Here is an 18,658-nt window from a genome sequence, read left to right as displayed (position 1 = left end):
CAACCCACTAAATTTGAATCCTGGACAAGCTTAAAGGTATGCCCTGCGGTTGAAGTGATTATAATATTCTTGCTGAAGTAACCCTCAGACCGCTTCGCTGCCCTGAAAAGGGCAGCAATTTTTTTATTCATCAACCAGCATCATCCAGCTCATACTGCAGCCTGTAGAGATCTGCATAAATGCCACCAAGCTTTATGAGTTCGTCGTGACTCCCTACTTCAACCAGTTTTCCTTTATGAATTACGAGTATTCTATCGGAGTTCCTTATCGTGGATATTCTGTGAGCGATGGTAAGCACAGTTTTCTCATTGGAAATTTTTTCCATTGCCTGCTGGATAAGCATTTCAGTTTCAGCGTCGATGTTGGCCGTCGCTTCATCAAGTACGAGAATTTCAGCGTTATAGAGTACGGCCCTGGCTAGAGCAATCAATTGCCGTTCTCCCGCTGAGAGCGTTCCACCGCGTTCGAGAATCTCCGTATCGTATCCTTTTGACAGACGTTCTATAAAACGCTCTGCATAAACGTATTTTGCTGCTTCAATAACCTTCTGTCTGGGAATCTCTTCATTGAAAAGACGTATGTTATCGAGAATCGTTCCGGAAAACAGGAAGACATCCTGTAGAACGACACCAATTCGACGCCTCAGTGATTGAAGGTTTAGATCATAGATAGATGTACCATCTATTCTTATATCCCCGTTCTGGATACGGTATAAACCGTTCAGCAGGCTTATAATTGAGGTCTTACCTGCTCCGGTTTCTCCAACTATGGCTATCTTCTCCTTTGGAGAAACGCGGAAGGATATATTTTTAAGCACGTAATTTTCCCCATCATAAGCGAAAGAGACATTGTCAAATTCTATCTCGCCTGAGATCTTTCTTACAGGTTCTCGTTCGTCGTTGTACGTTTCTTCGGGAGTATCCATAAGCTTGAATATCTTTTCGGAAGATGCCAGCGCATTTTGAACTATATCGTATTTTTCAGCAATATCTTTTAGTGGTCTAAAGAACATGTCGATATAGCTTACGAAGGCGTACAGTACACCAAACTCAAGGGTGTGTTGTATGATCCCCTTAGCACCGAACCATATAAGAACTGTCAGTGCAAGATAATACACAACATCCATCAGCGGTCTGAATATCGAAAAAATAAGCAACTGTTCCCTGAGACTTTTGTAATGTTTTTTATTTACTTCATCAAATTCTTTTGCTTTTCTTTTCTCCTGATTGAAAAGCTGAATCACAGCCATCCCGGATATATGTTCTGCAAGAAAAGCGTTGATAGCAGCTAATCTTGTTCTGACTTTACGATATGCAATACGGTCGAAGTAACGGAAAATGAGTATGGCAAAAGCAATTAGTGGCAGAACGGCAAGAGAAATTAGCCCGAGGTATAGGGACAATTTCAGCATCACGATAATAATTCCAACAAGCAAAACAACATCTTTAATTATTGACGTGATAACACTACTGAAGAACTCAGCAATGTTTTTTGTGTCATTTGCTATACGAGTTGCAATCCTCCCGGAAGGATTGGTATCAAAAAACCTCATGGGCAGTCTCATCACGTGTCTGAACAATGCTTTCCTGATATCATGGGTAACTTTTTGTCCCATGTAGCTCGTAACATAGACTTGAAGATAACTCGTAAAAAACATTCCTAGCAGGATCAAAAGCATGTAAAGAGCTAATTTGGAGATACCTACAAGGTCTCTGGCGCGAAGTTCCCGCAATTCTTCAGAAGAAATGTGGTATTTTATCTCACCGTCTGTTATTATAACGGTTCCATCTTCGAGCTGTTTCAGAATAAATTTCCCATCTGGATCTTCAACGAATTTTGGTTGGCCGTTATTATATTCAACAATTTTATAATGGTGTTTAACATTCATGAAGTTATCTATAGCCACTTTCTGTAAATATGGTAGAACCAGGTCGAAGCCTGTGGAGATTATTATCATTACAACCCCTATCAAAAGGAGATACCAATAGGGTTTTGCGTATTTCCACAACCTCAGGATTACATGCCAGTCCCGGACTTTACTCCTTTCATCAACTTCTGTGTACATATCGCGAGCCATATATATTACTCCTCCTCCAATTTTTCTTCTAACAATTGCCGCTCGTACATTCTTCTATAAAGTTCGTTAGATTCGATTAATTCCTCATGTGTTCCATGACCAACGATTTTTCCGTCGTGTAGTACATAGATAACATTCGCGTCTCTAACGGCTTTCAATCGATGAGAAATGATAATAATAGTTTTCTTCTCTGTCGAATTCACGAGACTGGAAAGAATTCGAGCTTCCGTTTCCGTATCCACAGCCGACAAACAATCATCCAGTATAACTATGGGAGTTTCTTTTATCAAAGCTCGTGCTATTGCCACTCGTTGTTTCTGTCCTCCGGAAAGTGTTACTCCTCTCTCTCCAACCAATGTGTCGTATCCCTTCGGGAACTGAACGATATCCTCATGTATTGCTGCAACGCTTGCGTACTTTACAATCCTTTCTTCTTCATCATCTTCAATACCAAAGGCTATGTTTCCTTTGATCGTATCGGTAAAAAGGAATGTTTCCTGAGGAACGTACGAGATATTTTCCCTTACCGTTTCCGGTGGAAGTTTGTTAATGTCTATTCCGTCTATAAATATCTTTCCATCGGGAACCTGGTAAAGTCTGGCTATGAGTTTCGCTATGGTAGATTTTCCTGAACCTGTGGTTCCAACGATCGCCACTTTGGTGCCTGGTTTTATTTCCATTGAAATATTATCGAGCACCACCCGTTCTGATCCAGGATATCTATACGTCAAATCTCTTATAATCACATGGCCTTGCAGTTTTTTTGCAGCTACGGGGTCTTTAGAAATTACTTCCGATTCCCTGTTCAGGATATCAAGAAGCCGTTTGTAGGAAGCCCTTCCCCTTTGAATGAGGTTTATAACCCAACCAATCGCCATCATAGGCCATATAAGCATACCGAGATAAGCAGTAAATGTGATAAATTCTCCCAGCGTTATCTCACCGAGAATCACCTTTCTACCACCATAAAAGGTAGCTATTATATAGCCTATCGAAGCCAGTAGCTGTATTAATGGAAAAAACATTCCCCATACGCGCACAAGCCGCATATTTTTGTTGACATAATCCTGAGATTTTTTTTTGAGTGTTTCGTATCTCAAATCCTCGATACCATAGCTTTTGATGACACGAACGCCTGACACAGATTCTTCAACGGTGTCAGTAAGATCGGAGAAGGATTCTTGAACACTCTTGAAGCGGTTGTGTATCATTTTTCCAAAGAAGCTTGTAACCATTGCCAAAAAAGGTAAAGGGATGATTGCTATCCACGTTAAGCTCCAATCAACCATGGTTCCCATGGCGATAATTGTAACAGAAGTCAGGAAAATAGCATCTACGATCATAACGATGGCTGGCCCCATTGCCATTCTGACTGCTCTTACATCGTTGGTAAACCTTGCCATAAGATCTCCAACACGGGTTTTGTCGTAAAAACTCGGTGAAAGACTGAGGAGCTTTTCAAAGAGTATTTTCTTCGAATAATATTCGAATCTTCGTGCAGAACCCATTATCAGTATACGCCAGAAGAACCTGGCCATAAATACTCCCAGCGCTATCATAAAGATACTTATAATCGAGAGTTTTAAAGCCGATATGTCGTTCAATCCAACCTTGAGAGCATCGACTATATTACCGATAACCCGGGGTACAATAAGTTGTAGAAGATCGACGATGATTAGAAAGAAGCTACCCAGAAGGTAAGTCCACCAATAACGCTTGAAGAACTCTTTGAGCAAAGTTTTCCCCCCCGAAATTTTATTTTGTATCCTAAGCATTATTTATTTTATCATTAAAAAGCGTTTTCTAAAATTCCAGAATTCATCGGTAAGACGCAAAAACATAGTTTGTTGGGAATTTTTCTGTATAAAAGTTTTTAATTTTGAGAGTTTTATTCCGCGGAATTGACAGAACCACATTGTTTTCTGATTGTATGGTAGTATTTGTTATGGAGTGTCAAGCCAGCGAGAAAAGAGAATGGTGGTAAAATGATGAAATTAAAAATACTTATTATTTTTGGGGTGGGTATGATAATGTTTTCAACAGGCTTTTCTGAAAAAATTGCTCTTGTGTTTTCTGGTGGAGGCGGTAGAGGAGCCTATGAAGTAGGTGTCTGGAAAGCAGTGATGGATTTAGGAGAAGAGATAGGCGGCGTTTATGGTACCTCAGTTGGTGCGATTAACGGTGCCGGGGTTGCTATGGGCGAGTTTGAACTGGCTAGGAAGCTCTGGTTGACAGCAACTTATGAGGATATAATGAAAATTTCACCAAATATTAGACCGCTCTTTGAAGGCGATATCAAGAATCTCAAATTGAGCAGCATTGCCGAAGCTGTAAAAATGTTGTTTGAAGAGTCTGGTATAGATGTATCTCCATTGAGAAAAAAATTAAGTGAGATTATATCTGAAGAGGAGATACGTTCATCCCCGATCGATTATGGACTCGTTGCCTACTCGGTTTCTAGCTTGTCTCCTGTTATGCTCTACATAGACGATATACCGGAAGGAATGCTTATAGATTATATACTGGCAAGTGCCAATTTCCCGGTATTCAAACGGGAAAACATAGGTGGAGCAAAATTTATTGATGGAGGCGTTTATGCAAACATTCCGGTAGAAATGGCCATTAAAAAGGGTTTTAAAAAGATTGTAGTTGTCGATATAGGTACGTATGGGATTGTTGATATTTTAAATCTGATCAAAGGCTTCACAAAATCGGATGAAGAGATTATTTACATAAAGCCCCGGGAGTATTATGGTGGAATACTAACTTTCGATCCGGAAGTCTCAAAAAAATATATGGCAGAAGGTTATCTCGATACATTGAAAGCTTATGGGATTCTACACGGTAATGTTTACTACATTTACCCGGGTGAAGATCTTATAGGAAAGTTCTTTATGAGTCTCGACGATCAGCAACGCGCTCAGGCAATGGCCATCCTTGAAATCAAACCATTAGAAGATGCACCGGTTGCGTATCATTATTATCGACAGGTATTACCTTACCTGGAATCAGCTTTTAAAACTTTCAACGCGCCTCCTAGGAAAACGTGCGAAGCTGTTTTAGAAAATATTGCCTCTTACCTTGAGATTAACAAATTAAGGCCATATTCTATTGAAGAATTATTTAAAACGATTGTTAATAGTGACGAGCCTCAAACTACCCGTTCGACGCTTTTAAAATTAACCGTGGGCAAGAAGTACGATATGTTGATTGAATTTCTTAAATTTATCTGGAACAACAGCAAACATGACGTAGAAATTTCAGAAGATTATAAAAGGATACGCTCTTCTTTTGAATCATTAATAACAATTCCTTAATTTAAACCTCCTTGATTGGGCATTAATGATTCGAAAATCAAGCCCCTTTGAAAGTAATGTATAATGATTAGAGGTAGGGGAGGTGGAACGGATGTCCGCAGGTTACAGAAAAGCGATGCTGGAATCGGAGATTCAAAAGGTTCTAACTGAAGCGCTTCGGAATTTCAAAGGAGAAAGTGAAATAGATCCTACTTTGGTTTCTATCGTGAGAATCGAGCTTTCAAAAGACAAGCGTTACGCAAACATTTTTGTTAGCTACCTTGGGAATGATGAAGAAAAGAAAAAAGCGGTGGAATTTATGGAGGAAAACAAGGGATACTTCAGGACAGCCGTAGCGAAAAACATAAGGCTTTTTAAAGCTCCTGAGTTGAGATTTCATGAAGACATTGGCATAGAAGCGAGTTTACGAATATCAAAAATACTTGAAGAAATCAAAAAACAAGAACAGGAAAAGGAAGAGAATGAATGAATTTGAACGGATTTCTTTTCATCGATAAACCTTCCGGGATTACTTCGCATGATGTTGTCGATGAAATCCGCAAGAAGTTTGGAATAAAAAAGGTTGGGCATTCCGGGACCCTTGATCCCTTTGCCAGTGGTCTCCTCATTGTTGGTGTTGGCAAAGCTACCAGGCTTTTGGAATATATAAAAGGCATGGATAAGACATATGAGGTTGAAATGAAACTCGGTGTTATGACCGATACCTTTGATTTTACTGGTAATCTTGTCGAAGAAAGGGAAAGTTCCCATATCACCGAGGAAATGATCAGAGATGCTATTGAAAGCTTCACCGGGGAATACATGCAGGTGCCACCGGCATATTCAGCGAAAAAATATAAAGGTGAGCGACTTTACAGGCTCGCGAGAAAGGGGAAAATCATAAACTTACCACCAAAGAAGGTCACGATACACGACATCTATGTAAAATCCTTCGACCCCGTCGAAATGGCCGTATCATTCGTTGTAAAGGTCTCAGCTGGAACCTACGTTCGTTCCCTTGTTATGGACATAGGTTATAAGCTCGGATGTGGAGCAACAACGACCTTTTTGCGAAGGCTGGCTATAGGAAAGTTTTCAGTTTCCGATGCTGTTAAACTCGATGAGGTTGATATTAAAGACATAAAGCCTATGAACGAAATTGTCAGTTTTCTTCCAGCGATTGTCGTTTCAAGAGAACAGGCCGAGAAAGTGTTAAACGGTGGTCAGGTATATTCCAATGGAGTTGTTGAAATAAAAGGTGTATTTCCTAAAGAAGCCGTGATAAGGATTATAGATGAAGATCAGAATCTACTCGCTATCGCCAGATCCGAAAGGACAAGCAAATTCATTAAGACTCTCACAAAAAAAGTATCAAAAGAAAGAGTCGCAACATTGGAGAAGGTATTCCGTGGGTAAAAAATTCACTGTTTGCATAGGTAACTTTGATGGTGTTCATCTCGGACATAGAAAAATAATGTCGGAGACTCTTAAGCTTTCCAGAAAGCTTAATGTGTGCAGTACTGCTCTTTCCATAATGTATCCATGGGGATATTACTTCCCGAACTTTCCGGGTCTGATCTACACGATTGCAAAAAGGGTTGAACTGATCCTTTCCCTTGGTATAAAAAACGTGGTAACCGTAGATATTGAAGAGATCAAAGATATTGAACCTGAAGAATATATTCTGGCTCTTATAAACCAGGGAATGGTAGGCCTCGTTGTAGGAGAAGACTTCACCTTTGGAAAAGGTGCGCGCGGTAACACCGAACTATTGAGAGAACTGTCAAGGAAACTAAAATTCGAACTCGTTATCGTACCTCATTTGAAACGCGATGGAAGAAAGATAAGCAGCAGTTGGATACGAGAATTGTTAGCACAGGGAAAAATAGAGTTGGCCAATGAATTGTTAGGGTCCCCTTACACAATCTCAGGAAAGGTTTATCAAGATAATCGTCTTGGAACCAAGCTCGGTTTTCCTACTGCAAATATTTCACGAGGAATTGAGAAGGTTGTGACTCCACGCTCTGGAGTTTATATCGTTAAATCAATAATAGGAAGCAGGCTATATTACGGATTATTAAATATCGGGTTCAGGCCAACGGTTAACTTTTCTAAAGAAATAAAATACGAAGTGTATTTTCTGGATTTTTCAGGTGACCTTTACGGCAAGAGACTTGAGATAGAACTATTAAAGTTTTTGCGCCCCGAGCTCAAGTTTGCTTCCATCGATGAACTCGTACACGCAATACGGCGTGACGAAAGGATTGCAAGGAAATGGGTAAGCAAGCTTGATTCACAGGTTGTCTAAGAAATAGCTGGCTATTTCATTGAAAAATCTCTCTTTGCGTTCAAGATCTTCAAAGATTTCGTGTTTTCCTCCTTCAATTTCAACAATCCGCTTGTTTTTAGCAGAGACTTTTTCAAAGAATTCCTTTATGGCATCAACTGAAATCACGGTATCATCAGTGCCGTAAACGAACATAACCGAATCTGGCAGATTATCCGTTTTCTGCCATGCTATTGATATGTTCTTATCCATATTGTTGAAGAGCCTTGCAGATATTTTGTCGTGAACGAAAGGATCATTAATATATCTTTTAACCGCCTCAGGGTTTGTTGAGAGTTTGTTGGGATCGATTCTATTACTGAATCTTACAAACGGAGCAACCATATTAAGAACGATCAATAAAGGCACAAGCCCACCAGCCTGCTTTTTAAGAGAATGTAATGGAGGTGCGCTGAACACACAGGCCTTAAAATCTTCCGTTCTTTCCTGTGCAACTCTTATAGACACCAGAGCGCCCATGCTGTGTCCAAAAAGGTAAAGAGGTAAATCCGGAAATTCTATGTTAGCAATGTTCATAAGGGTTTCGACAGTCTCAAAGAATTCATTAAAAGAATCTATATGACCATAAGGTGAGGAACTTACTCCGTGGCCTGGAAGATCTGAAGAGTAAACAGTAAACCCTTTTGAAGTCAAGAACCGGGCAAAAGGATCATAACGCCCCGAATGTTCTTCTAATCCATGAACGATAATGATACTTCCCACGGGTTTATTATTTGTAGACCATTTTCTAATGAACATCGCTATCCCTCCCCGTTTTTAACAAAAATATTATACTCTCTATCGCTTAGAATCAAAAAACAGGTATTTACAAGCCCCGATTCTTATGATAATATTTTCAGTGCATGGCCCCATAGGATAACGGCTAGTCCATCGGATTCTCAGTCCGAAGGTCGGGGTTCGATTCCCCGTGGGGCTGCCAGAGAAGAGAAAAGAGAGGAAGTAGAAGACTTCCTCTCTTTTTTTGTAGGTAACCTGCACGGAGATTAAAATAGGTTAGGTCATTGGGAAGAGGGGGTTGCAGGTATGATTGAAAGGGCGCTCCGGATCCTTGAAAAAAATAGGGTACAGAACCGCAGTATTATCAATTTCTGCAAAGACTACCCTATAGAATTAGTGGAGATCGTGGGCGAATCGGTCGCAATAAAAGGTAAAAGCGATAGAGACTGGGTATACATAAGCTCTGAAAACCTGGAAGAATTCAAAGAACTGCTCAAAAGAATTTCGGCAGAAACCTGCTATGCTGTTCTTGAGGACTGGATGCTTCCATATGTAATCGCCGATAGAGAGGTTGATTGGATACTTTCCTGCATAAGGCTCTACCTGCCAGATTATGTAACTTTACCCAAGACTACCATAGGCGTTAAACCTTTGAGACCAGAAATGGCCGATTACATCTTCGAAAACTACGAATACCGTGAATATACCGATTCCGATTACATAAGGGAACGAATAGAAAAAGCTGGAGGATTCGGAATTTACGATGGCGAAACTCTAGTGGGCTGGATAATGACTCAGGACGATGGCGCGATTGGTATTTTGAACGTGCTGCCTGCTTATAGAAGAAGGGGATATGCAAAGGCTCTCATGATCTCAATGATACAAAAAGTCAGGAAATCGGGCAACGTTCCCTTCGTACAGATAGAAGAGAGCAATATTCCTTCTATGAACCTGGCAAAGAGTCTCGGATTTATCGAAGACAAGAATGTTCATTGGGTTAAATTCAAATAGGTATTAAACTTTGCTTGCAGGAGCGAATAACTGTATCTCTGGCGTTATGCGAAGGAGAGTGAGATTATATGGAACATAAAATGAAGCTGCTTCCTGAACCTTTTGAGCTTATCAAAACGAGAAAGAAAGTTATAGAAGTCAGATTGAACGATGAGAAAAGGCAGAAAATAAAGATTGGTGACACTATTGTTTTCTCTAAATTGCCTGACCTCAACGAAAAGTTAAGGGTAAAGGTTGTGGGACTTTTACACTATGAAACGTTTGAACAGCTTTATCGGGATATTCCTTTCAAATATTTTGGAAGAGAAGGAAAAACACTTGAATGGATGCTTGAAAGTACTTATAAAATCTACACCAGAGAACAGGAAAGAAAGTACGGGGTTCTGGGAATAAGGATCGAACTGTTAGAATAATTCTTCTTAATCATTTTCCATAAATATACGGGTAAGTTCATGCCCGGCTTCTTCAAGATCTTTCCAGCGTTGCTGGAATTTCTTTCTCATTGGATTTATGCCACGATAAGTACGGGTACCTATGATTCTGCCACCAAATTTTCTAACGATTCTTCTGAATTTTTCTATCGCTCTTTTGTTGTTTGGCGCGGCTCCAACACCTACTAAAAAAATTTTTTTACCTCTCAAATCAGCTCTTCGTATAAAAGTATTCATAGCAGGAGTAGGACATCCAGCCCAGATAGGCGTAAGGAGTATAAGAGTATCGTATTTAGAAACATCGTAATTGGGATCTTTAAGTTTGGTAGAAATTCCAAAAAAAGCAGCAAATCCTGCGCCTAGCACATTGTCTCGTCTTTTGGTGTCTATAAGCTCCCTTGCAGGTAATCCAGAATTTTTTTGAACAGTTTTTACGATTTCTTTTACCGAACCGGTTAGGCTGTAATAAACTAGAAGTGCTTTCATTTCATCACCTCCCGACAAAAGCGTATACTATTATTCTATAGCATACGCCAGGCAATTCCTTCATAATTCCTAGCTGTTGATCGAAAACAGCTTGGCTCTGTACACAATAAAGGTTAGAATAGATTTAGTAAAAAGAAGGTGAAAATTGCGATGAGATTGAAATTTATACTGGTGGTAGTCTTGTTTATCTTTTCCAGTCTGTATGCGTTTAGAATAAGTATTGGAATAAACCTGCACGGACACACTGAACCTTTCCTTGCTGTAAGCATAGATGTTGGAGAATTTAGTGTTCAATTAAAGAATGGATTCATATTCGATGATTCCGGAATATCACTGTTTGTGCCCGGTGTTTTCATATCTAAGGATTTCGGATCCTTCCGGGTACATACAGGTTTTGAAGGATTTATTCAGCTTGAAGAGAAAAAATGCCTGCTTCTTGGAAGAATTGGTGCTAATCTTGGAATGAATCTGGGTGTTGGCTCTCTTTTTCTTGGTGGACAGGTCGGATTGCCAATTAACGTGCCTTTGGATTTTTTGGTCGAGACAGGATTAAAACCAATTCCTACGTTGACAGCGTATTTTGAGTTTTGAACCTATATGAGGTGATATGTGCCGATGAAAATAGTGATTTTTCAGGTTGATGCCTTTACGAGAAAAGCTTATTCCGGAAATCCAGCCGCCGTGTGTGTTTTGAAAAAACCTCTTTCTTCAAAAAATTATCTTGCTATAGCCAGAGAGATGAACTTTTCGGAAACAGCATTTGTGATTATGTCCAAAGAAGCGATGGATTCTGGTGTCTTTGAACTCAGATGGTTCACTCCACAGGTAGAAGTTCCTTTGTGCGGTCATGCTACCCTTGCTACGGCCTGGATACTGTTTTCTGAATACGGTTGTCGTGGAAAAATCCGTTTTAAAACACTCAGTGGTATCCATGAAGCAGAGCTTGTTTCTGATAGCGTAAGATTGAATTTCCCGCAGGATAAACCAATCCCGGTACCAATTCCTAAAGGATTGAAAGAGGTCCTTGGATACTCAGAAAATATGAAAACCTTTTATGGTCAAAAAACCGCAAAGCTCCTTGTTGAATTCGAACAAGCTTCTATTATCAGGGAATTAAAACCTGACTTTAAAAGGCTTCTCTCATTGAAAACTAATTACGAGATAAGAGGGCTTATAGCAACCGCCAGAGGTAATGATGGATACGATATCGTATCAAGATACTTTGCACCGTGGGTAGGGATTGATGAGGATCCTGTAACCGGTTCAGCACACACTGTCCTGGGTCCTTTCTGGATGGAACGACTCGGAAAGAAAAAAATGCAGGCCTATCAGGCTTCTGAACGTGGTGGAGAACTCCTTCTTGAAATTACTGGAGGTGACAGGGTTTACATCACCGGGAATGCAGTAACGATTTTGAAAGGTACTCTGCTGAACGATTTTGCTTGATACCGAGGTGCCAATGAACCCCTTTTAACCTGTTATATTGGATGTGAATACTCTAAAGATATAGATAGGAGCGAGTATGATCAAAAGCTCTGAAATCATAAATGCAGTTTCTAAGTCAATTATAGAGGCAAACACGATTGCTGATCCATATGTTGTCGAACAGGCTTCGCAGTATAGCGGCCCATTTTCTGAGATAATAAAAGAGAATTTCAAACTTGCTGCTGAAAAAGGGCTCCCTATCTGTCAGGACACGGGAATGCTTGAATTTTTTGTGTTTTTGGGACATGAAGTCTGCCTCGAGGAACCGATCTGTGCTTCCCTTGAACGAGCTGTAAGAGAAGTTTATACCACTCAGCCATACAGATATTCCATTGTATCCGATCCTCTTTATGAACGAAAGAACACTGGCGACAACACACCGGTTGTCTGCCATGTATTCCACACGAAAGGAAGACATATGGAAGTTAGGTTCCTCATTAAGGGCGGAGGAAGCGAAAATCTGAGCGCTTTGTTTATGTTAAAACCCTCCGCTGAACCAGAGGAAATTAAAAATGCTGTTGTAAATCATATAAAAGAACTGGGACCGAATGCCTGTCCACCCTTGAATATAGGTATAGGAATTGGAGGTACGGCTGATAAAGCTATGCTCCTTTCGAAACTCGCTCTAACCAACCCTTTCAACCGGAAAAATCCGAACGAAAAATATAACGAACTTGAAAATGAGATTCTGGAAGATGTAAATGCTTTAAAAATTGGTTACCAGGGATTGGGGAATGGTATCTCTGCCTATTCCGTGAGTATCGAGTACTATCCCACGCACATAGCGACGCTGCCTGTTGCGGTTTCTGTAGATTGCTTCATTTGCAGGAAAGGGAGGATTGTTTTTGAAGATAAAGGAACTTAAGGTTGGAAGTGAAATTGAGTACACCGGCGAACTCATTGTTATGCGCGATGCCGCACAAAAGAGAACAAAAACGATACTGGAAGGAAATCTTCCGCTTCCTTTTGATTTAGAAGGCAAGATCGTATTTTACGCCGGACCAGCCAAAGCTCCCGAAGGAAGAAATATAGGTTCAATAGGACCCACAACTTCTTCGAGAATGGATTCATACCTTGAAATGCTTCTGAATCTCGGGGTTATTGCAACCGTGGGAAAAGGTAGAAGAAATGATTTTGTGAGAGAACTGTGCAAAAAGTACTCAGCAGTTTACTTTATTGCTCCCAGTGGTGCTGCTGCGGCGCTTTCGCAAAGAATTATTTCTTCTAAGATAATAGCCTTTCACGACCTTGGACCTGAGGCGGTTTACAGATTGAAAGTCAAAAATTTTCCTCTCATCGTTGCTATTGACAGCGATGGGAATTGTTTATAACTCTTAGATTCAGTTTCCAAGAAATGATATAATTAAAATCTTTAATATCGTAACCCGTGAATGATATTTAAATCTAATTAACTAATTTAAAGGAGGAATAAAATGGCAAAAAAGAGATTTAATCGGTTGCTGATATTCGCTGTGATATCGTTGCTTTTCGCTCTCAGCTTGTCAGGTTGTTTTAAACCAAAATATGAAGTCGTAACTTCTATATCACCTTTGGACCTTGATGTTACCATAGAAGGTGCAGGTTTTTACAGCAAAGATACTATGGTAAGTTTTACTGCTCCAAATGTTGAAGGTTACAACTTCGACCATTGGGAAGTAAATGGGGTAAATGTTGGTAATGCTAACCCGCTCGTAATTATCATTGATTCCCCTAAAAATATTGTGGCAGTGTATAGACCGCTGTACACAATAGAAGCAGACAGCGAGACCCATTACACAGGAAAATGGTCGTATATAACAGTTACCGTAAAAGACTCTTATGGAAACCCTGTTGAGAATATTGCCGTATCTCTTAGCAGTGATTATTCTGGATCAATAGCGAGATTTTATTCAGTGAGCACAGAAAAGGTGAGTGTTGATCCGATAGTTTATACAGACCAATATGGGGTTGCAACCTTTGAGGGATATTTTGTAAGCTCTGGAGAATACTCTTGTACAGCGTATTTGTCAGATGCTCCAAAGATTGATAGAGTATTTCAGGTGACTGTAAATCCCATTGATTGGCTGTTTTTAGTATATATGGGAGCGGACAACAATCTGGAATCTGCAGCTTACGTGGATTTGGGGGAAATGGAAACACTGAACAATAATGTTGCCGTGGTAGGTATCTCTGATGTATCGGATTCTTTATACGAATACTTCACAGACGATTTTTATTTCTGGTTGGATGAAACAGGAGAAATGTATACTGAAGACATCGGTAGGGAAGTGGATTCAGGTTCTCCTGCAGAATTACAACAATTCTTAGAAGACTTCTATTCCATAGAGGCGAATCATAAGGCACTCATATTGTGGAATCATGGTGGAGCCTGGTTAGATGAAGACGCAACGCGTACCAGAGGCATAATTTACGATGATACTAGTGATACATTCCTTAAAATTAAGGAAGTTCAAGATGTTTTGGAGACGGTTCTTAATGGGGAAAAACTCGACATTCTAGGCATGGATGCCTGTTTGATGAGCACCGTAGAGGTAGCTTATCAATTAAGAAACACATCAGATTATTTTGTAGCTTCCGCCTTTTCTGAACCCGGAGACGGTTGGGATTATGATTTCTTAGATGATATCGGACCTTTGGATGATGCTTATGATGTGGCTAAAAATATAGTGGACAGGTACTTCGAATCACTTCCCTATACTGTGGAATTGAGCCTTTCAGTATGGAAAATGGGATGTATGGATGAGCTATATTCGGAAATTGATAATTTTGCGCGTGAACTGGATCAGGAATTAACTGCGGATTTAAAATCAAGGATATTGAATACATATTACCCGGCAATAACCCAGTATTATGTGGATTATTATCATGGTGCCGTGTTATGTGAAATTGGCGATTTTATTGGTTACATTTACAATGATGAAGGTGTATCTCAAGATGTTAAAGACAGTGCCTACTCCGCGTGGGTAGCCCTAGATGCTGCCGTCCCGTATTCGCTAATACGCGGTGGAGGTGCTAATTCAAAAGGCGTTAGCATTTTCCTTCCGGAAACTTACGATGCTTATAATGCTTATTATTCCGCTTTTAACTTACTCGATTTCTGGTGGAATTACTGGGAGATCCTTGCGAGTCATATACTAAACTAATTAACTACAATTCCACCGGTTACCGGCGGATTATTGAATATCTGAAATTAATCGTACCTTTGTAGGAAGCAAATGATAAATGATTATCGAGCAGGGGGGAACACAAATCACCTGCTCGATTTTTTCATGTACCGACAACAACGGGGTATCAGACATAATAACTTTATAGACAGGACTCATAGATTTGAGGGAATAGAACCAATGAAAAAGGGAAATTGTTTCCTTTAATGTTCGTTTAATTTTAGAAGCGTAAACTTTAAAACAGAAGAGAACAGAATAGAATTTAAAATCAATCGAATTTCCTGAATAAGAATTCGCACTTTAGGTAAAGGCTTAAGGTCGAACAAATATTCCTGCTACAAATTTAATCGCAGTGTTATTAGAAGGGTTAAAACAGCTTAGTGACAATAGTCTATTTTTAAGAAACTTTGATTCAATCGGTAAACATAATGAACAATTTTTCTACCATTGGATAACGCACTAAATGGTCAAGAGAGGATACAATGTTTTTGATTTTATCCATTGCAATGCTATAATTATTTTAAATCTGAACGGGAGGTGAAATAATGAAAAAGGGTATTCTCATTGGCGTTCTCCTTACGCTAGCTTCTGTATTCTTTGCGGGTAACCTTTATGTTGGTTTGGGTGCTGTTGTTGATGGGGATTTCAACGTTGAACCACCTGTAATCTACTCCACTAATATTTTTGGCCAGGTTGATTTTTCGATAATCACCGCTGAAGCATACCTCGGTTATGTTGATCCGGAAACTAAAGAATTTTATTCTTATGATACTCCGGACCTTTATGTTGGCCTAAATCTGAAGCCTACACTGGGAGTTTTCTTTGGCAGACTGCAGGTTACCGTTCCAGTGCATGAACTGGAGCTTCTTACCGACGATACCTATGCTGGTCCATTCTTTGTAAAAGCCAGATTGGGACTCGGCGTAAATTTGGCACTATTCTTTATTGAAACGGGTGTTGAAGCTTTTGTAGATATTTCTGCAGATTCAGGTTATGAACCCGTTCCCTTTTACTATGCTATGCTCGGTTTAAGTTTCTAAAGTTTATATAGAATAATCTTATTTTTAAAAGACGCCCGAAAGGGCGTCTTTTTTTATCCCTGGGAAAAATTGCAAGATTCAGGTCATACAAGGCGTGGCAATGTTTGTGCATTAGGTGATATAATTGAGCAAAATGGGAGGTGGTAGTGTGTTGAGGGTTGTAAAAACTGACAAAGCACCTGCGGCAATTGGGCCCTACTCTCAAGGAATCCTTAGCAACGGATTCCTTTTTGTGTCAGGTCAGTTGCCCCTCAACCCGATAACAGGTGAGCTGTTAGACGATTTTCAATCCGCTACCGAGCAAACAATTAAGAACGTAATTTCCGTTGTTGAAGCAGCCGGTGGAAAAATCGAGGACATAGTAAAGGTGACTGTTTATATCAGGGATATGCAAAAGTTCTCGATTTTCAACGAGGTTTACAGTAAATTCTTTTCTGAGCATAAACCTGCAAGGGCAGTGGTAGAAGTCTCAAATCTTCCCAAGAATGCAATATTGGAGATTGAAGCAATAGCTAGGATTAGTAATAGTTAATAGGAGGTAATAATATGGGTTGTAAGATAGAATTGCCAGATGGCTCAATTAAAGAATACGATCATCCAGTAACTGCAGCGGATGTTGCCGCTGACCTGTCGCCGGCGTTAGCAAAAAGAGCAATTGGTGTTGAAGTCAACGGCGAGCTGTGGGATCTGACGAGAGAACTTCCAGAGGAGTGTAAAATTAATCTGATACTCGAAAAGGACCCGAGAGCGCCTGAGTTTTTCCGCCATACCTTTTCACACATCCTGGCTCAGGCGGTCATGAGAATCTACGGATCTGATAAAGTAAAACTGGGAATCGGTCCGGTTATTGAGAATGGTTTTTACTACGACTTTGATCTTGGTGATATCAGGCTGACGGAAGAGGATCTGCCAAAGATTGAAGAAGAGATGGAAAAAATCATAAAGGAAGACTTAAAACTCGAGCGTTTTGAGCTTCCAAAAGAAGAAGCGATAAAGTTAATGAAAGATCAGAACCAGCCCTATAAAGTGGAGCTCATTGAGGATCTCGAATCGGACGTAGCCACCTTTTACAGACAGGGTGAATTTGTGGATCTGTGTCGCGGTCCGCATATGCCCTCTACTGGAAAAGTAAAGTACTTCAAGCTTCTGTCCGTTTCCGGAGCTTACTGGCGTGGAGATGAAAGAAATAAGATGCTCCAAAGGATTTACGGGACCGCCTTTGCCAAAAAATCCGAACTCGAAGCATACCTTAAGATGATGGAAGAAGCCAAAAAGAGGGATCATCGCAAAATTGGACCTCAGCTTGGCCTTTTTAGTTTTAGTTATGAATACGCTCCTGGAATGCCTATCTATCATCCTAAGGGAACCATCGTGCTAAACGAACTTATGAAATTCTCAAGGGAAGTGCATAGTAAGCATGGTTATCAGGAGGTTATGACTCCGCAGATTATGAACGATGTCCTGTGGCATAGATCGGGACACTGGGACCATTACCGCGATAACATGTATTTTACGGAGAAGGATGAGCAGCAATACGCTATTAAACCCATGAACTGTCCGGGACATATATTAATCTATAAATCCCGAGCCATGAGCTACAGGGATCTGCCGTTGAAACTCTTTGAGTTTGGTAAGGTTCACCGTTATGAGAGAAGCGGTGTTTTGCACGGTCTCCTTAGAGTAAGGGGATTTATCCAGGATGACGCACACATTTTCTGTACCAGAGAACAATTAAAGGAACAGTTGAAAGACGTCATTCGGTTTGTCGATATGATCTACACTCCTTTCGGGTTTGAATATAGAGCCGACTTATGTACCCGTCCAGAAGATTTTATGGGCGATGTTGAAATATGGGATCTGGCAACGGAAGCTTTGAAAGATGCCATCGAATCTATCGGGTTGGAATATAAAGTTAACGAAGGGGACGGAGCTTTTTACGGACCGAAGATCGATTTTCATGTCACGGATTCTATCGGGAGAGAGTGGCAGTGTGCCACGATTCAGCTAGATTTCATGATGCCCGAGCGCTTTGAACTCACTTACGTTGGGCCAGACAATAAAGAATACAGGCCTGTTATGATTCATCGCGCTATTTACGGCTCTCTGGATAGATTTTTCGGTATTCTCATAGAACATTATGCCGGGGCTTTTCCAACCTGGCTTGCTCCGGTACAAGTTGTCGCTATCCCAATTTCCGATAAACACGTTGACTACGCGAGAGAGGTAGCAGATGCCCTTGCCGCAGAAGGCGTACGTGTTGATGTCGATGAAAAACAAAAATCCACAAACTACAAAATTCGTGAAGCTCAATTAAATAAGATTCCTTACATGTTGATCCTTGGGGATAAAGAGAAGGAAAGCGAAACCATAACCGTGCGCTTGAGAACGGGTAAGAATATTTATGGGATGAAACTTGCGGAATTCAGTGCTAAGCTAAAAGAAGAAATATCGAACAGGATGAGTGAATCTATATTTAAATTTAAGGCAGACTGATTGGCCATGTCCCTGCGAGAGCAGGGACTTCTTTTAAAATACAGGCTATAAGCAGCTCATTTCGGGCGTTATTAACGTTCCTTGCTTTTGTCATCCTTTGGCTTCATGTTT

At 40.3% G+C, this 18,658-nt stretch carries 18 protein-coding genes and 1 tRNA gene; 15 read left to right on the top strand and 4 right to left on the bottom strand.

Translation table 11 applies throughout. The features are described 5' to 3' along the window. Positions 1-130: 130 nt before the first annotated feature. Positions 131-2,077 (bottom strand): ABC transporter ATP-binding protein, encoded by a 1,947-nt coding sequence (locus tag KOLE_RS10645; protein WP_015869424.1) that lies wholly within the window; start codon positions 2,075-2,077, stop codon positions 131-133. A gap of 5 nt (positions 2,078-2,082) precedes the next feature. Beyond that, the gene (locus tag KOLE_RS10640; RefSeq protein WP_015869423.1) at positions 2,083-3,813 is read right to left on the bottom strand and encodes an ABC transporter ATP-binding protein; all 1,731 of its coding nucleotides are present in this window, start codon (positions 3,811-3,813) and stop codon (positions 2,083-2,085) included. Between the two features lie 249 nt (positions 3,814-4,062). Between KOLE_RS10640 and KOLE_RS10635 the strand changes: the two genes are divergently transcribed. From KOLE_RS10635 to ribF, 4 genes are all read left to right on the top strand, one after another. Then, positions 4,063-5,394, top strand: coding sequence for a patatin-like phospholipase family protein (locus tag KOLE_RS10635; protein WP_083763216.1), 1,332 nt, complete (start codon positions 4,063-4,065; stop codon positions 5,392-5,394). A 91-nt stretch (positions 5,395-5,485) separates the two neighbouring features. Continuing rightward, positions 5,486-5,863, top strand: a complete 378-nt coding sequence (rbfA, locus tag KOLE_RS10630) for a 30S ribosome-binding factor RbfA (RefSeq protein WP_015869421.1) — start codon at positions 5,486-5,488, stop codon at positions 5,861-5,863. Then, entirely contained in the window at positions 5,860-6,789 is a 930-nt protein-coding gene (gene truB / locus KOLE_RS10625; protein ID WP_015869420.1) for a tRNA pseudouridine(55) synthase TruB, read from the top strand. Before rbfA ends, truB begins: the two co-directional genes overlap by 4 nt. Beyond that, positions 6,782-7,681 (top strand): riboflavin biosynthesis protein RibF, encoded by a 900-nt coding sequence (gene ribF, locus KOLE_RS10620; RefSeq protein ID WP_015869419.1) that lies wholly within the window; start codon positions 6,782-6,784, stop codon positions 7,679-7,681. Before truB ends, ribF begins: the two co-directional genes overlap by 8 nt. On the opposite strand, the gene KOLE_RS10615 is transcribed toward ribF, so the two are convergent. Next, positions 7,667-8,458 carry an alpha/beta hydrolase gene (locus tag KOLE_RS10615; protein ID WP_015869418.1) on the bottom strand — a complete coding sequence of 264 codons (792 nt, stop codon included), beginning with the start codon at positions 8,456-8,458 and terminating at the stop codon, positions 7,667-7,669. The two genes, ribF and KOLE_RS10615, sit on opposite strands and share 15 nt — an antisense overlap. Positions 8,459-8,564: 106 nt before the next feature. Between KOLE_RS10615 and KOLE_RS10610 the strand changes: the two genes are divergently transcribed. The 3 genes from KOLE_RS10610 to KOLE_RS10600 all read left to right on the top strand — a co-directional run bounded on the left by KOLE_RS10610 (position 8,565) and on the right by KOLE_RS10600 (position 9,861). Next, positions 8,565-8,639, top strand: a tRNA-Glu gene (locus KOLE_RS10610). 104 nt (positions 8,640-8,743) lie between these two features. After that, positions 8,744-9,448 (top strand): GNAT family N-acetyltransferase, encoded by a 705-nt coding sequence (locus KOLE_RS10605; RefSeq protein ID WP_015869417.1) that lies wholly within the window; start codon positions 8,744-8,746, stop codon positions 9,446-9,448. 68 nt (positions 9,449-9,516) lie between these two features. Further along, positions 9,517-9,861, top strand: a complete 345-nt coding sequence (locus KOLE_RS10600) for an ASCH domain-containing protein (RefSeq protein WP_015869416.1) — start codon at positions 9,517-9,519, stop codon at positions 9,859-9,861. 6 nt (positions 9,862-9,867) lie between these two features. On the opposite strand, the gene KOLE_RS10595 is transcribed toward KOLE_RS10600, so the two are convergent. After that, on the bottom strand, positions 9,868-10,365 hold the full coding sequence (locus KOLE_RS10595; RefSeq protein ID WP_015869415.1) for a flavodoxin family protein: 498 nt from the start codon (positions 10,363-10,365) through the stop codon (positions 9,868-9,870). 150 nt (positions 10,366-10,515) lie between these two features. Here KOLE_RS10595 and KOLE_RS10590 point away from each other — a divergent pair, with 150 nt between their 5' ends. The 8 genes from KOLE_RS10590 (at position 10,516) to thrS (ending at position 18,547) form a co-directional block, all read left to right on the top strand. Next, the gene (locus tag KOLE_RS10590; protein ID WP_015869414.1) at positions 10,516-10,956 is read left to right on the top strand and encodes a hypothetical protein; all 441 of its coding nucleotides are present in this window, start codon (positions 10,516-10,518) and stop codon (positions 10,954-10,956) included. Between the two features lie 24 nt (positions 10,957-10,980). Beyond that, the gene (locus tag KOLE_RS10585) at positions 10,981-11,811 is read left to right on the top strand and encodes a PhzF family phenazine biosynthesis protein (protein WP_041289049.1); all 831 of its coding nucleotides are present in this window, start codon (positions 10,981-10,983) and stop codon (positions 11,809-11,811) included. Positions 11,812-11,887: 76 nt separating this feature from the next. Next, complete coding sequence (locus KOLE_RS10580) at positions 11,888-12,715, top strand: fumarate hydratase (protein WP_015869412.1); 828 nt, start codon at positions 11,888-11,890, stop codon at positions 12,713-12,715. Further along, on the top strand, positions 12,696-13,181 hold the full coding sequence (locus KOLE_RS10575) for a FumA C-terminus/TtdB family hydratase beta subunit (protein ID WP_015869411.1): 486 nt from the start codon (positions 12,696-12,698) through the stop codon (positions 13,179-13,181). The genes KOLE_RS10580 and KOLE_RS10575 overlap by 20 nt, the downstream gene beginning before the upstream one ends. Before the next feature lie 102 nt (positions 13,182-13,283). Continuing rightward, complete coding sequence (locus KOLE_RS10570; RefSeq protein WP_015869410.1) at positions 13,284-14,993, top strand: clostripain-related cysteine peptidase; 1,710 nt, start codon at positions 13,284-13,286, stop codon at positions 14,991-14,993. A 566-nt stretch (positions 14,994-15,559) separates the two neighbouring features. Continuing rightward, on the top strand, positions 15,560-16,054 hold the full coding sequence (locus KOLE_RS10565; RefSeq protein ID WP_015869409.1) for a hypothetical protein: 495 nt from the start codon (positions 15,560-15,562) through the stop codon (positions 16,052-16,054). 148 nt (positions 16,055-16,202) lie between these two features. Beyond that, positions 16,203-16,586: a Rid family detoxifying hydrolase gene (locus tag KOLE_RS10560; protein WP_015869408.1), complete on the top strand. Its 384-nt coding sequence runs from the start codon at positions 16,203-16,205 to the stop codon at positions 16,584-16,586. Positions 16,587-16,600: 14 nt separating this feature from the next. Beyond that, positions 16,601-18,547, top strand: a complete 1,947-nt coding sequence (gene thrS, locus KOLE_RS10555; RefSeq protein ID WP_015869407.1) for a threonine--tRNA ligase — start codon at positions 16,601-16,603, stop codon at positions 18,545-18,547. Positions 18,548-18,658: the final 111 nt, after the last annotated feature.

It is taken from the genome of Kosmotoga olearia TBF 19.5.1, from assembly GCF_000023325.1.
Taxonomy (GTDB): Bacteria; Thermotogota; Thermotogae; order Petrotogales; family Kosmotogaceae; genus Kosmotoga; species Kosmotoga olearia.
The sequence above is the reverse complement of the archived record's forward strand: the minus strand, read 5'-3'. Positions and strand labels throughout refer to the sequence as shown.